Annotated in this window: 14 protein-coding genes; 10 read left to right on the top strand and 4 right to left on the bottom strand. The window is 66.8% G+C overall.

The window, feature by feature from the left end; all coding sequences use genetic code 11:
- Positions 1–169: 169 nt before the first annotated feature.
- From RTU05_RS05100 to RTU05_RS05090, 3 genes are all read left to right on the top strand, one after another.
- The gene (locus RTU05_RS05100; protein WP_312596307.1) at positions 170–1,258 is read left to right on the top strand and encodes an AGE family epimerase/isomerase; all 1,089 of its coding nucleotides are present in this window, start codon (positions 170–172) and stop codon (positions 1,256–1,258) included.
- Positions 1,255–1,764 (top strand): HAD family hydrolase, encoded by a 510-nt coding sequence (locus RTU05_RS05095; RefSeq protein WP_312596305.1) that lies wholly within the window; start codon positions 1,255–1,257, stop codon positions 1,762–1,764. Before RTU05_RS05100 ends, RTU05_RS05095 begins: the two co-directional genes overlap by 4 nt.
- A 70-nt stretch (positions 1,765–1,834) precedes the next feature.
- The gene (locus RTU05_RS05090; protein ID WP_312596303.1) at positions 1,835–2,704 is read left to right on the top strand and encodes an alpha/beta hydrolase; all 870 of its coding nucleotides are present in this window, start codon (positions 1,835–1,837) and stop codon (positions 2,702–2,704) included.
- A 165-nt stretch (positions 2,705–2,869) separates the two neighbouring features.
- Here the strand turns inward: RTU05_RS05090 and RTU05_RS05085 are convergent, their stop codons facing one another.
- A complete protein-coding gene (locus RTU05_RS05085; protein WP_312596301.1) occupies positions 2,870–3,844 on the bottom strand; it encodes an ABC transporter ATP-binding protein in 975 nt (324 codons plus the stop codon).
- 185 nt (positions 3,845–4,029) lie between these two features.
- On the opposite strand from RTU05_RS05085, the gene RTU05_RS05080 reads away from it, so the two are divergent.
- From RTU05_RS05080 to polA, 5 genes are all read left to right on the top strand, one after another.
- A complete protein-coding gene (locus RTU05_RS05080) occupies positions 4,030–4,326 on the top strand; it encodes a hypothetical protein (protein ID WP_312596299.1) in 297 nt (98 codons plus the stop codon).
- Between the two features lie 55 nt (positions 4,327–4,381).
- Complete coding sequence (locus RTU05_RS05075; RefSeq protein ID WP_248120736.1) at positions 4,382–4,621, top strand: zinc-finger domain-containing protein; 240 nt, start codon at positions 4,382–4,384, stop codon at positions 4,619–4,621.
- 85 nt (positions 4,622–4,706) lie between these two features.
- Complete coding sequence (locus tag RTU05_RS05070; protein ID WP_312596297.1) at positions 4,707–5,147, top strand: VOC family protein; 441 nt, start codon at positions 4,707–4,709, stop codon at positions 5,145–5,147.
- Positions 5,147–5,764 carry a DUF6655 family protein gene (locus RTU05_RS05065; RefSeq protein ID WP_312596353.1) on the top strand — a complete coding sequence of 206 codons (618 nt, stop codon included), beginning with the start codon at positions 5,147–5,149 and terminating at the stop codon, positions 5,762–5,764. The genes RTU05_RS05070 and RTU05_RS05065 overlap by 1 nt, the downstream gene beginning before the upstream one ends.
- A 38-nt stretch (positions 5,765–5,802) precedes the next feature.
- Positions 5,803–8,712 carry a DNA polymerase I gene (gene polA / locus RTU05_RS05060; RefSeq protein ID WP_312596295.1) on the top strand — a complete coding sequence of 970 codons (2,910 nt, stop codon included), beginning with the start codon at positions 5,803–5,805 and terminating at the stop codon, positions 8,710–8,712.
- 7 nt (positions 8,713–8,719) lie between these two features.
- Here polA and RTU05_RS05055 read toward each other — a convergent pair whose 3' ends face one another.
- Positions 8,720–9,874, bottom strand: a complete 1,155-nt coding sequence (locus RTU05_RS05055) for a hypothetical protein (protein WP_312596294.1) — start codon at positions 9,872–9,874, stop codon at positions 8,720–8,722.
- A 100-nt stretch (positions 9,875–9,974) separates the two neighbouring features.
- On the bottom strand, positions 9,975–12,134 hold the full coding sequence (locus tag RTU05_RS05050; RefSeq protein ID WP_312596292.1) for a TonB-dependent receptor domain-containing protein: 2,160 nt from the start codon (positions 12,132–12,134) through the stop codon (positions 9,975–9,977).
- Positions 12,135–12,291: 157 nt separating this feature from the next.
- Between RTU05_RS05050 and RTU05_RS05045 the strand changes: the two genes are divergently transcribed.
- Together RTU05_RS05045 and RTU05_RS05040 are read left to right on the top strand one after the other, a co-directional pair.
- Positions 12,292–12,495 (top strand): twin transmembrane helix small protein, encoded by a 204-nt coding sequence (locus tag RTU05_RS05045; protein ID WP_312596290.1) that lies wholly within the window; start codon positions 12,292–12,294, stop codon positions 12,493–12,495.
- Positions 12,496–12,497: 2 nt separating this feature from the next.
- Complete coding sequence (locus RTU05_RS05040; RefSeq protein ID WP_312596288.1) at positions 12,498–13,070, top strand: cob(I)yrinic acid a,c-diamide adenosyltransferase; 573 nt, start codon at positions 12,498–12,500, stop codon at positions 13,068–13,070.
- A gap of 12 nt (positions 13,071–13,082) precedes the next feature.
- Here the strand turns inward: RTU05_RS05040 and RTU05_RS05035 are convergent, their stop codons facing one another.
- The gene (locus tag RTU05_RS05035; protein ID WP_312596286.1) at positions 13,083–13,427 is read right to left on the bottom strand and encodes a hypothetical protein; all 345 of its coding nucleotides are present in this window, start codon (positions 13,425–13,427) and stop codon (positions 13,083–13,085) included.
- Between the last annotated feature and the right edge of the window lie 172 nt (positions 13,428–13,599).

Raw genomic sequence — 13,599 nt, 5'->3', positions numbered from 1 at the left:
TAACAGGATCGGGGCAGCGTGGGCGTGCGCCCTCGACCGGGCCGCCAATGTCGCGCCGTCCTAGCAAGATCGAGCGCGAGGGCCAAATCGCGGCGCGTCACATCGCGTTGCCCTTTGCTACCGTCGCTTTCGCTTGGCGGCGGCCCGGCTCTTGCTCTAAGCCGGCCCCATGATCGCCCTCGCCGCCGCCCAGACCAGGGTCTCGAACTGGCTGTTCGACCATGCCCTGCCGTTGTGGGCCGAACGGGGCGTGGACGCCGGGGGGCGCTTTTTCGAACAGCTGGATTTCGACGGGCGCCCCGTCATCGGCCAACGGCGGCGCACCCGCGTTCAGGCGCGCCAGATCTATGTCTTCTGCGAAGCCGCGGCCCTGGGCTGGGAGGCCGGGCGGGGCGTGGCTCAGACGGGTCTGAACCGGATGATCGACCTGTGTCGGCGCGACGACGGCCTGTGGATCAGCGCCGCCGCTGACGAGGGCGCGGTGGTCGACGCGACGCCCGACCTCTATGACCTGGCCTTCGTCCTGTTCGCCCTGGCCGCCGCCCATCGCGTGTTGGGTGACGCCCGCGCGCGGCCCCTGGCGCTTCGAACCCTGGCGGCGATCAATGCCCAGATGGCCGCGCCGCATGGCGGATGGCACGACGCCCTGCCGCCGCGCCTGCCTCGGCGCCAGAATCCGCACATGCATATGCTGGAGGCCATGCAGGCCTGGCAGGCGACAGCGCCCGACCCCGCGTTCGAAGCGGCGGCGCGCGTGTCTCTGGCCCTGTGTCGCGATCATTTCCTGATCGACGGCGCGATCCGCGAGTATTTCACCCCGACCTGGGCGCCCGATCCGCAGTCCGGCCACATCATAGAGCCGGGACATCTCGAGGAATGGGCCTGGCTGCTGCGTCAGGCCAAGGCGCTTGGCCTGGATGCGGGGACGGCGGCTGACGCCCTGCATCGCCGGGCCGTGACACAGGGCCGGACACGATCAGGGCTGGTCCGCGAGATCGATCCGTCCGGCGCCGTGATCGACGGCGGGCGTCGTCTGTGGGCCCAGACCGAGGCGATCCGCACCGCGCTGGCGTTCGGCGACGCCAATGTCGCGGAACAGGTGGATCGGCTGTTCGCAAGCCATCTGGCGACAGAGGCTCAGGGGCTCTGGATCGACAGCTATGATGCAGATGGTCAATCGCAGGACCGGGCGGCGCCCGCCTCCAGCCTCTATCACCTGATGACGGCTTTTTCCGAACTGTTGAGACATCAGCCATGAGCGGCGCGCCTGCGGCCTTCCTTGATCGTGACGGGGTGCTGATCGAAGACTGCGGCTATCCACACAGGCCGGAGCATCTGGTCTTGATCCCCGGCGCGGCCCAGGCCGTGCGACGTCTGAAGGCGCTGGGCTATCTGACGGTGATCGTCACCAACCAGTCGGGCGTCGCGCGGGGCCTGTTCACCGAAGACCAGATGCACGATTTCAACGGCCTGCTGACTCGACGTCTGGCGCAGGACGGCGGGGTGATCGACGCCGTCTATGCCGCGCCCTATCACGCCGATGCGGTGGTCGAACGCTATCGCCACCCGGACCATCCGGACCGGAAACCAAATCCCGGCATGTTGCTGCGCGCGATTGCAGACCATCGGATCGATCCCGCCCGGTCCCTGATGATCGGCGATCAGCCGACCGATGTCGAGGCGGCGCGGCGGGCGGGGGTTTCAGGCCATCTGTTCGAGGGCGGTGACCTGGATGTCTTCGTGCAGGGCCTGACCGCGGCCTGAGCGCAGCCGCCTTTCGCAATTCCTCGCGCCGTGAATATATGGCGTGTGCCTGTTGCTGAAGGAAACGCCCGTGGCCTTTGTTGAACGTCGCTGGACATCGCCGGATGGGCTGAGCCTGTATGCGCGCGACTATGCCCCCGGTCCCGGCGTCGCCCGGCCTCCGGTCATCGCCATCCATGGCCTGACCCGCAACAGCGCCGACTTCGAAGCCATCGCGCCCCTGTTGGCCCAGAGCGGGCGGCGGGTGCTGGCGGTCGATGTGCGCGGGCGCGGCCTGTCGGATCGCGCGCCTGATCCGATGACCTATACGCCCGATGTCTATGCCCAGGACGTGCTGGCCCTGATGGATCAGGCGGCCATCGGTCGGGCGGTCTTCCTCGGCACCTCGATGGGCGGGCTGATCACCATGGCCGTGACGGCGGCCCGGCCCAAGGCCGTCGTCGCCGCCATCCTGAACGATATCGGCCCGGAGGTGGCGGCCGAAGGTCTGGCGCGGATCGCCGGCTACAGCGGTCAGCCGGTCGAGATCGAAACCTGGGCCGACGCGGCCGCCTACGCCAAACGGATCAACAGCGTGGCCTTCTCGCATTATTCGGACGCCGACTGGGACGGGTTCGCGCGTCGTATCTTCCGTCAGCAGTCGGATGGACAGATCGGCCTGAACTATGATCCCGACATCGCCGTGCCGATCCGGGCGGCGGGCGCCAAGGCGCTGGTTCCGAACCTGTGGCCCGACTTCCGCCGTCTGGCGAAGAAAAAGCCCACCCTGCTGGTGCGGGGCGGAAACTCCGATCTGCTCAGCGCCGAGATCGCCGACAAGATGAAGAAGGCCGCGCCGTCCATGGCCTATGTGGAGGTTCCCGGCGTCGGCCATGCCCCCATGCTGGACGAGCCGGAAGCGCGGGCGGCGATCTTCGAGTTTTTGTCCAAGGTGCAGTGAGGGGCGCTTGCGCCCTCACGCCGTTATCCGCCCTTCAATGCTGCGTCATCCTTGGGCTTGACCCGAGGATCGGATGCGGATCGGGCTGTGCGTCGCCTCGGACGCAATGCGGGGGAAGGCCCGGCCCTCGGGTCAAGCCCGAGGGTGACGCCCTCGAAGTGGTGCTCAGTCCTTCGTCGGATCGATCTGTGACGCATCCCCATAGGTGAGGGCCAGGAAGACGTCCTCCAGGTCCGGGTCTTCGGTTGTGATGTCGGCGATGGTCACGCCGGCGGCGCGGACGGCGTTGATGACCTGTTCGACCGACGACTGCCCCTTCTTATAGGCGACCGCGAAGGCGCCGCCTAGTCGGGGCGTGACCTCGAACCCGGCCAGAACCGGCGGCTTGGTCTGGGGCGTTTCCGGCGTGACGACCACATTGCGGCTGTCCAGGCGTCGCAGCAACTGCGGCGTCGGCTCGCAGGCCACCACCTCGCCCCGGTTGACGATGGCGATGGTGTCGCAAAGCTCCTGCGCCTCTTCGAGGTAGTGGGTGGTCAGGACGATGGTGACGCCCTCTTCGTTGATGCGACGGACGTAGGCCCACAGCTGGCGACGCAGTTCGACATCCACGCCGGCCGTCGGCTCATCCAGGATCAGGATGGGCGGATTATGCACCAGCGCCTTGGCCACCATCAGGCGGCGTTTCATGCCGCCGGACAGGGCGCGGACATAGGCGTTGGCCTTGTCCGACAGGCCCAGCGCCGCCAGCAGTTCGTCGGAGCGGCGCTCGTTTTTCGGCACGCCGTAGAAGCCCGCCTGCACCTCCAGCGATTCGCGCGGCGTGAAGAAGACGTCGGCGACGATCTCCTGCGGCACCACGCCCAGGGCCGCGGCGGCGTCGCGCGGCTCCTTGTCGATGTCGCGGCCCCAGATCTTCACCGCGCCTTCGGACTTCTTCACCACCCCGGCCAGGATGTTGATAAGGGTCGATTTGCCCGCGCCATTGGGACCCAGCAGGCCGAAGACCGAGCCGCGCGGAATGACCAGATCGACGCCGCGTAGCGCTGTCTTGGGCGCAGACTTCTTGGACCCGGCATAGGTCTTCTTGAGGCCCCGCACCTCGATGGCGTTGTCGGGCAGGGGGTAGGTCTCGGACATGGTCGGCTAATCACTCGGGCGGGACGGCGAGCGGCATAGGTAGGAGGCGCGGCTGCATTCGCCAACCTGCGTCTCGGAGAGGTTCCGACAAGCGGGCGCGACCTTTTGTCAATGTTGCTTGACTACGCCATCTGCAGTGTCTAGCGTGCTTGTCATAAAGACAACCAGACTTGATGGATACGACCATGACTGTTCCCGCAATCCAGACCACGCCCAGGTGGACCCGCACCCGCCTGATCGGCTTTGTCGCCATGGGTTTCTGCGCCATCGGCTATGTCGGCGGCGGACTGGCGCTCCTGGCGGGCAAGACCGATCAGATCGACATGACCCATGCGGCCATCGCCGGCGCCGCCTTGCTGCTGATCGGCGAGATCGGTCTGTGGGTCGGCGCGGCCTGCCTGGGTCTGACGCTGTTCAAGAAGCGCAAGGCGATGCTGAACCGCCTTCTGGGTCGGCGCCCGGCGGCGTCGTCCGACGTTTGACCTTGGGGGCGGGTCCGCCTAGGAAGCGCGCAAGCCTTCCACATCGGACCGCACCATGCCTCCCCGCCATTCCGACGCCATCATCCCGCCGCCCGAAGAGATCGTGGTCTCCACCAAGCGCGTGGCCTGCGACGGCGGCGGCGGGGCCCTGGGCCATCCGCTGGTCTATATGGACATGGGCGAGGACGACTTCATCGAATGCGGCTATTGCGACCGCCGCTTCGTCCTGTCGGCCCATCCGCACGACGAGAACGAATATCTGAGCCCGGCGGCCCGCGCGGCCGAGGCGCACTAAGAGGTCGTAACCTCAGTTCAGTCGGATGTCGGGCGGTCCGGGTCTATAGGGATCGCCGAAACCCTGTTCGGATGGAGCCCCGCCCTTGCGTTATCTGCACACCATGGTCCGGGTTAAGGACATCGACGCCTCGCTGCGTTTCTATTGCGACCTTCTGGGCCTGCAGGAGGTGCGCCGCACCGAGAACGCGGCGGGCCGGTTCACCCTGATTTTCCTCGCCGCGCCCAAGAACCTGGCGCAGTCGGCGACGGAACGCTGTCCCGAGGTCGAGCTGACCTTCAACTGGGACGCGGAAGACTACGAGGGCGGCCGCAACTTCGGCCATCTGGCCTATAAGGTCGACGACATCTACGCCGCCTGCCAGACGCTGATGGACGGCGGAGTGACGATCAACCGGCCGCCGCGCGACGGCAACATGGCCTTCGTCCGTTCGCCCGACGGCATATCCATCGAATTGCTTCAGGAAGGCGAACCCCTGGCGCCGGCCGAGCCCTGGGCTTCGATGCCCAACACCGGGGTCTGGTGATGCGGTTGCGGGCGGTGGCGGCCCTGTCGGCCGCGGCGCTGGCCCTATCGGCCTGCGCCTCGACCACCGAGAGCAATACGGGCCGCACGGCGACCGAGCAGCTGCTGCTGGCGCGGGCGTCCGACCGGGCCATCGAGGGACTGGTCCTGCCCCTGCCGCTGGGGGCTTCGGTGTTCGTGGACGACGCCTATTTCCAGGGTGAAGGCACGCGATACGCCGTCAGCGCCATGCGCGGCGCCATCTCCGACGCCGGTTTCAGCCTGGCCCGGAACAGGGACGAGGCCAACGCCGTGTTCGAAATCCGGGCCGGCGCCCTGTCGCTGGAGCAGATGCGGCGCGTCTTCGGCATTCCGGAGATGCGCATCCCGATCAACGAGACCTTCAACGTCGTCTCCCTGCCGGAACTGTCGGTCTATAGCCACCGCGACCGGGTGGGCGTGGCCGAGTTCTCGGGCTTTCTGTACGAGGCCAAGACCGGCGCCCCGCTGGGGGCCATTACGCCGATGATCGGCGCCTATCGCATCCGCAGCCACAAGGCCTTCATGATGGTGTCCTGGGGGCAGCAGCAGGCCCAGCCCGGGCAGCGCGACCCGGGATCGAGCTGGAAGGAATTCTAGCGGCTGACGCGGAGGCTCCAGCCGCCTATGTTCCGGCCATGACTGAAGCCGCCGCTCCCGAGATCGACCACGACCGCCCCCTGACGCAGGACGGCCCCGCGCTGCGGCTGTGGATGATCGACGCCTCGGCCTATATCTTCCGCGCCTATCACGCCCTGCCGCCGCTGACGCGCAAGTCCGACGGCCTGCCGGTCGGCGCGGTCCAAGGCTACTGCAACATGTTGTGGAAGCTGCTGAAGGACATGAAGGGGGCGGATGGCCCCACCCATCTGGTCGCCATCTTCGACCACTCGGAAAAGACCTTCCGCAACACCCTGTATGATCAGTACAAGGCCCACCGTCCGCCGCCCCCTGAAGATCTGATCCCGCAGTTCCCGCTGGTGCGCGAGGCGACGGCGGCGTTCGGCGTCCACTGTGTGGAACTGCCCGGCTACGAGGCCGACGACCTGATCGCCACCTACGCCTGCAAGGCGCGCGACAGGGGCGGGGAGGCGGTGATCGTCTCGTCCGACAAGGACTTGATGCAACTGATCGGCGGCGGCGTGGTGATGTGGGACCCGATGAAGGATCGGCGTCTGGCCGAGCCGGAGGTGTTCGAGAAGTTCGGCGTCGGGCCCGAGAAGATGGTCGATCTTCAGGCCCTGATCGGGGACAGCGTAGACAATGTGCCGGGCGCGCCGGGCATCGGGCCGAAGACGGCGGCCCAATTGCTGGACGAATACGGCGACCTGGACACCCTGTTGGCGCGGGCGGGCGAAATCAAACAGCCCAAGCGTCGCCAGACCCTGATCGATTTCGCCGACCAGATCCGGCTGTCGCGCGACCTGGTGCGCCTGACCTGCGACGCGCCGGCGCCCGAAGCCATCGACGATTTCGCGGTGCGCGATCCCGATCCGGCGACCCTGTCGGCCTTCCTGGAGGCGATGGAATTCCGCTCCTTGCAGCGCCGGGTCGGCGACGGCAAGGCCGGCCCCAGCGACGTGTCGGCCTTTGCGCCGAAACGCGCGCCCACCCTGTCGGCGCCGGTGGCCACGCCGCGCTATGGCCAGGCGGTGGAAGGTCCGGCCGAGGTTCAGAGCTTCGATCACGCCGCCTATGAATGCGTCCAGACCGAGGAGGCGCTGGACCGTTGGATCGCGCGGGCGACCGAGGTCGGGGTGGTCGGTTTCGACACCGAGACCGACGCCCTGTCCGCGACCCATGCCGGCCTGTGCGGCGTGTCGCTGGCGGTCGGGCCGAACGAAGCCTGCTATATTCCCCTGACCCATGAGCATGAGCCGCAGGCGGGCGAAGGCGGCCTGTTCGGCGACGCGGCCGAGCCGCGCGAGCCGATCCATCAGCTGGACAAGCCCACGACCCTGGCCAGGCTGAAGACCCTCCTGGAAGACCCTTCGGTCCTGAAGGTGTTGCAGAACGCCAAATACGACATCGCCGTCATGGCGCGCCGGGGCATTCGCGTCGCGCCCTATGACGACACCATGCTGATCTCCTATGTGCTGGAGGGGGGGCTGCACGGTCACGGCATGGACGAACTGGCGCGGCTGCATCTCGGCCACGATCCCATCCCGTTCAAGTCGGTGGCCGGGACGGGCAAGAGCCAGAAGTCGTTCAAGCACGTCGCCCTGAGACCCGCCTCGGAATACGCCGCCGAGGACGCCGACGTGACGCTGCGCCTGTGGCGCATCCTGAAGCCGCGCCTGGCGCGCGAAGGCCTGTCCACCGTCTATGAGACGCTGGAGCGGGGAATGCCGACGGTGCTGGCCGACATGGAGACGGCGGGCGTCCGCATCGATCCCGAGCGACTGAAACGTCTGTCCAGCGAGTTCGGCCTGCGCATGGCAGAGTTGGAGGCCGAGGCCGAGCGGATCGCCGGCCGGCCCTTCAACATCGGCTCGCCGCGTCAGATCGGCGACATCCTGTTCGGCGAACTGAACCTGCCGGGCGGCAAGAAGACCGCCAGCGGCCAGTGGGGGACCGACGCCAGCGTGCTGGAAGATCTGGCGCTGAGCCACGACCTGCCGCGCACCATTCTGGACTGGCGCCAGCTATCGAAGCTGAAAGGCACCTACACCGACGCCCTGATCGCCGCCGCCGACCCCAAGACCGATCGGGTCCACACCTCCTATCAACTGGCCGCCGCCTCGACTGGGCGTCTGGCCTCGTCGGACCCGAATCTTCAGAACATTCCGATCCGCACCGAGACGGGGCGCGAAATCCGCCAGGCCTTCATCGCCGCGCCCGGCCATGTGCTGATCAGCGCCGACTACAGCCAGATCGAACTGCGCCTGCTGGCCCATATTGGCGACATCGCCGAGTTGAAGCGCGCCTTCAAGGCCGGGCTGGACATCCACGCCGCGACCGCCAGCGAAATGTTCGGCGTGCCGGTCGAGGGAATGCCGTCCGAGACGCGCCGCCGCGCCAAGGCGATCAACTTCGGCATCGTCTATGGCATCTCGGCCTTCGGCTTGGCCAATCAGCTGGGCATCGATCAGGGCGAGGCCGGGGCCTATATCAAGACCTATTTCGAACGCTTCCCCGGCATCCGCGACTATATGGAGCGCACCAAGGCCGAGGTGCGCCAGACCGGCTTCGTCTCTACCGTCTTCGGCCGTCGCATCCACATCCCCGCCATCCTGTCCAAATCGGGGGCCGAGCGTCAGTTCGGCGAGCGCGCCGCCATCAACGCCCCGATCCAGGGCGCGGCCGCCGACATCATCCGCCGGGCCATGATCCGCATGCCCGCCGCCCTGGCCGAGGCCGGGCTGAAGACGCGGATGCTGCTCCAGGTCCACGACGAACTGGTGTTCGAGGCGCCGGAGGCCGAGGCTGAGCGCGCCATACCCGTGATCCGCCGCATCATGGAGAACGCCGCCGACCCTGCCGTCGCCCTGACCGTCCCCCTGGTCGTCGACGCCCGCGCCGCCGCCAACTGGGACGAAGCCCACTGACCGTGCGTCAGGCGGCGACGATGCCGATGTCGTCGGGGACTTCGCCACGGCCCAAAAGGCCGATTTCGAAGTCCATGAAGATGTCCATCAGCTCTTCGACGTTGACCGGCGGGGCGGCGGGACCGAAGCGGAAGCGCCAGTAGCTGACGATATGCTGCACGGCGCCCAACTGGTCGCCCAGCTTGGCGAACATGGAGGGCGCATCCAGCAGGAAGTCGCGGAAGGCGGTGGGTTGGCCTTCCTGGGTCAGTTTGGCGTAGGCGTCGTCATAGATGCGCAAGGTGCGGCTGACCTCGTCGCAGGTCTTGATGATGCGACCGCGCAGGACGTCGCGGCTGCGCGCCAGATATTCCTTGGCGGCGCGGTCGATCTTCCCGACCGGCCGGATGGTGCGGACAGCCTCTGCGACACTGGCCACGTCGCTCAGCAGGGCCGCCAGCGTCCATTTGTAATAGAGGAAGCCTTTCCAGCAGAAGACGCCTTCCTGGTACTGTTCCGGCGCCAGGCGCAGGGTCTGCCGCAGGGCGTCCAGCTGATCGCCAGGCGTATTCGAAAGAATCTTGGCCGCCATCCGACCGGCCGAATCCGCGTTCACCGCCACGGTGTCCGCACCCAGGCTGAGGGTGACCAGCGGTTCGATCTCGCTGCGCACGAAGGCCAGCATCCGCTGAAGATCGCTTTCGCTGATCGAGAAATAGCAGGGTGCAGGGTCCAGTCCGCCCCGCCGAAGCTGTTCGCGCAGCAGAAAGGGGTCCAGCGACGGCAGTTTGTCGATCAGGCGCAGGGTCTCGATATCGGGATGGTTCGCTGGAACCCCGAACGCCTCCATCATCATCCGCTCGAAGCCGATCTGATTGACGAAGACATAGCGGCCGCCGGTCTTAAGGTCGGTGTCGTCGATGGGGATGACCACCTTGGTCACAACCTGACGGCGGCCGGTGAACAGGTCCGTCTCATTGCGCCGCACACGGTGTTTTATGATCAGGGCGCGATTCAGCGCCATGGTGCGAAAGATGGGGAAGCTGGCCCATTCGGGATTGCGTACGGCGCCGTCCGGGCCGCTGTCGCCGTTCTCCTCCCACACCCGTAGCAGGTTCAGCACCCGCGCGGTGGAGGCCGAGCCCTTCAGATGTTCAAGACTGCGGACGGCGCGATCGGTCATGCGATCACCCTAGACGCGAAATCGTGACCAATGGCTTAGGGTGTCTCAAAAAAGAACAGGGGTCGCCGCAGCGACCCCTGTTTGACCTTCGATTGCGCGATCAGAAGGCGGCGGTGACGGAAACCCACAGGCGGCGGGGTTCCTGATTGTTGGCGAACTCCGGCGCATAGGCCACAGGCGTCCCATAGGGCAGCAGGCTGACGAAGTCCTTGTCGAAGACATTATAGACCACGGCGTTCACCGTCAGATTGTCGTCGATCCGATAGGCGCCGCCCAGATGGAACAGGCTGTAGGCCTTGTAGTCGCCAAGCGCCGTCTGGGCGTCGCCCACGCCCCGATAACGCGACGAGCGATATTCGCCGCGCAGCCACAGGTTCAGGCGATCCGTGGCGTTCCAGCGCAGATTGGCGTTCAGCATATGTTCGGGCGTATCGGTCAGAGGCTGGCCGGCCGCCGCCCCCGACTTATGTTCGCTGTCGGTGAAGGTGTAGTTGCCCTGAAGCGTCCAGGCGTCGTCGAAGCGGAAGCGGGCCGTGGCCTCGATCCCTTTCGTCACCGCCTCGTCGATGTTGACGCTCTGGCCGAAGGTCGGAACCGTGGAGATGTAGGCGGTGTAGAAGCCGACGTCGTAGCAGCCCGACTTATTATACCCCCGGGCGTCGAACTGGGCCTGGGTCAAGCGGAACAAACAGTTGGCGATCGGAACGCCGGTGGCGATCTTGTCGTCGAACTGATTGTGGAAGACGGTCACGCCCGCGCGCAGGCGCTGGTGATCGTCGTAAAGGACAGCGAACTCCGTCGAGGTCGAGGTTTCCGGCATCAGGCCGGGACTGCCCAGCAGCGGCAGGCGGCCCTGGGCGCCGAAGCCGTTGATGCCTGAGGCCAGCTGCTCCAGGCGCGGGGTCTTGAAGCCTTGGCTGACGCCGCCCTTCACGGTCCAGACGGCGCTGGGGTTCCAGACCAGATAGGCGCGCGGACTGAAGTGCGAGCCGAAGGTCGAATGGTCGTCGTGCCGTGCGCCCAGGGTCAGGGCCAGGTTGTCGGTGAAACGCCACTCGTCCTCGGCGAAGACGGCCCACTGGGTGTGGTTGAACGTGCCGGACACCACCCCGTCCGTCATTTCGGCGTCCCAGTGCTGGCCGCCGACGGTGAAGGTGTGGTTGCGCCATTGCGAGAACAGCTTGGTGTCGAAGATGCGGTTTTTGCTTTCCAGGGTGCGGCCGCCGCCGGCGCCGGCGACGCCGTTGGGAATGATCCGGCCCCGGGTCTCGGTCCGGGCGACCGAATAGTTGGATTCCAGCACCCCGAACGGCAGGCGCCAGTTGTGGGCCACGGCGATCTGATCGCGGTTGAACTCCAGGAACTTGTCATAGCCGCCGGCGGTGGTGGCGGTGCCCATCTGGCCCTTGGAGTTGTCGTACCATTGGCGGTTCACGTCGCCGTCGATCCACAGATCATGGTCGGGATGCAGATTGAAGGCGACCCGGCCGCCCGCCGACCAGATCTGGTTGGCCGTGGCGCTGCGGCCAAAGCCGGACACCGGGGTCTGGACGCCCGCGACAGTCTCATAGGTCAGTCTGGACTGCTCCCGCTCCGAGCGCGACGCCCGGATCGAGACGCCGACGCGATCCGCGACCAGCGGCCCGGCCAGATAGACGTCGCCGCCGCGAATGTCGCCGAACTCCTCGTCGCCCTGCAGGGTGTAGTGGGCCGTCGCCGAACCGCGCCAGGCGTCGCCGATCTTGCGGGTGATGATGTTGACCACGCCGCCCATGGCGTCGGATCCGTAAAGGGTGGAGACGGGGCCGCGCACCACCTCGACCCGTTCGATGGCCGAGACGGGCGGCAGGAAGCTGGTGGCCGTTTCGCCGAAGCCGTTGGGCGTGACGCTGCCGGCCGTGTTCTGGCGGCGGCCGTCGATCAGGATCAGGGTGTAGTCCGACCCCATGCCCCGAATGTTGATGGTCTGGCCGCCCGACTTGCCCACCGCGGCGCCGGTGTCGACGCCTTCGACGTTGTTCAGGATTTCGGCGATGGAGACGGCCCGAACCTCCTCGATCTCGGCGCGGGGGATGACGCTGATCGAGGCGGGGGCCTGATTGATCCGCTGCTCGAAGCCCGAGGCGGTGACGACGATCTCGCCCAGTTCCGACGGCTGAGCGGTCGCGGGCTGGGTGGTCTGAGCCAGGGCGGCGTTCGCGGTCAGGCCGAAGGCCAAGGAGGCGCCGGCCAGCAGGCGTGCGCGGGTCGAAATCGTCATGGTGGAACAGCCCGAAGTAATTGCGAGCGCCTCTCAACATCATTCGCAGAGGTGGTCCAAGGGGGGTGCGCTTATCCGTCGCAAGCGGAGCCGTATCGTCGCACGGTCCCAAGCCGCGTGCTGGCGCCCGGTCGCGATCCGGGTCTAGAACAAGGTCATGCAGATGTTCGACCTCCTGATCGTCGCCGCCATCGTCGCCGTGACGATCACCCTGGGCCTGGGTCTCTATTCGCTGTTTCGCGGCGGGGCCTATGCGCGGACCCATTCCAACCGACTGATGCGGTTGCGCGTCGGGTTGCAGGCCGTGGCGGTGGTGCTGCTGGTCATCGGCATGATGTGGAAGGCGACACGGGGAGGCTGACCATGGTGACGCTGAACAAGATCTACACCCGGATGGGCGACGGCGGTCAGACGCGGCTGGCCTCAGGCGCCCCCGTGTCCAAGACCGACGCGCGGGTCGAGGCCTATGGGGCGGTGGACGAGCTGAACGCCGTGATCGGCATTGCGCGGCTGAACAGCGGTCAGAACGACCGGATCGACGCCATGCTGGGTCGTATCCAGAACGAACTGTTCGACCTGGGCGCCGACCTGGCCACGCCGCTCGATCCGCCCCCGGCCTGGGAGGCGCTGCGGATCCTCGACAGCCAGGTCGAGCGGCTGGAGCAGGAAATCGACTGGATGAACGAGAGCCTCAAGGCTCTGGACAGCTTCATCCTGCCGGGCGGGGCGCCGCTGTCGGCGCATCTGCACATGGCGCGCACCGTCTGTCGCCGCGCCGAGCGGGAGGCCGTGCGGCTGGTCGAGGCGGGGGAGGCGGTGAATGGCGCAGCCGTCCGCTATCTGAACCGGCTGTCGGACCATCTGTTCGTCGCCGCCCGCCGCGCCAACGCCAATGGCGCGGGCGACATCAAGTGGAAACCGGGCGCGACCCGTTAGGGCTTTTTAGGATCAGGCCGCCGGTCGCGCTGAGGCCAGGGCCGCCTTCTGACGTTGGGCCTCGGCGGCGCGGGCGCGACTTTCGGCGGCCAGCTCATGCTCGATGCGGACCAGCTCGCGGTTCTTCTCGGCCGAGGCGTCTGCGCGCGACACGCCGTTCGGGCGGCCGGTGATCTGGGCGATGGAGATGGGTTGGGCGCAGATGCGGTTTTCCATGTCGTACCATTTGCCGGCCGCCTCGCACCGCTTGCCCGGCGCGACCCAATAGTCCTGCAGCACGAAAATCCCCACGATGGCGACGCCGAACAGGCCGAAGAAAATCATCGCCAGGCGGGGAAAGGTCAGGAAACGCTTCATCTGGTGGTCCGTTAGGTGAGGATCGCAGCTACAGCTTGACCCCGCGTTACGTTGACAGGCCTTCGCGACCGCTCCATGTCCCTGTCTCTACATTCAGGCGATTTCACGGATAGACCCATGAAGGTACTCGTCCCCGTCAAACGGGTGATCGACTATAACGTCAAGGCCCGCG

It is taken from the genome of Brevundimonas sp., from assembly GCF_032017145.1.
In the GTDB taxonomy this organism is placed as follows: Bacteria; Pseudomonadota; Alphaproteobacteria; order Caulobacterales; family Caulobacteraceae; genus Brevundimonas.
Note: the sequence above shows the minus strand (reverse complement) of the source record. Positions and strands in the feature narration are given on the sequence as shown.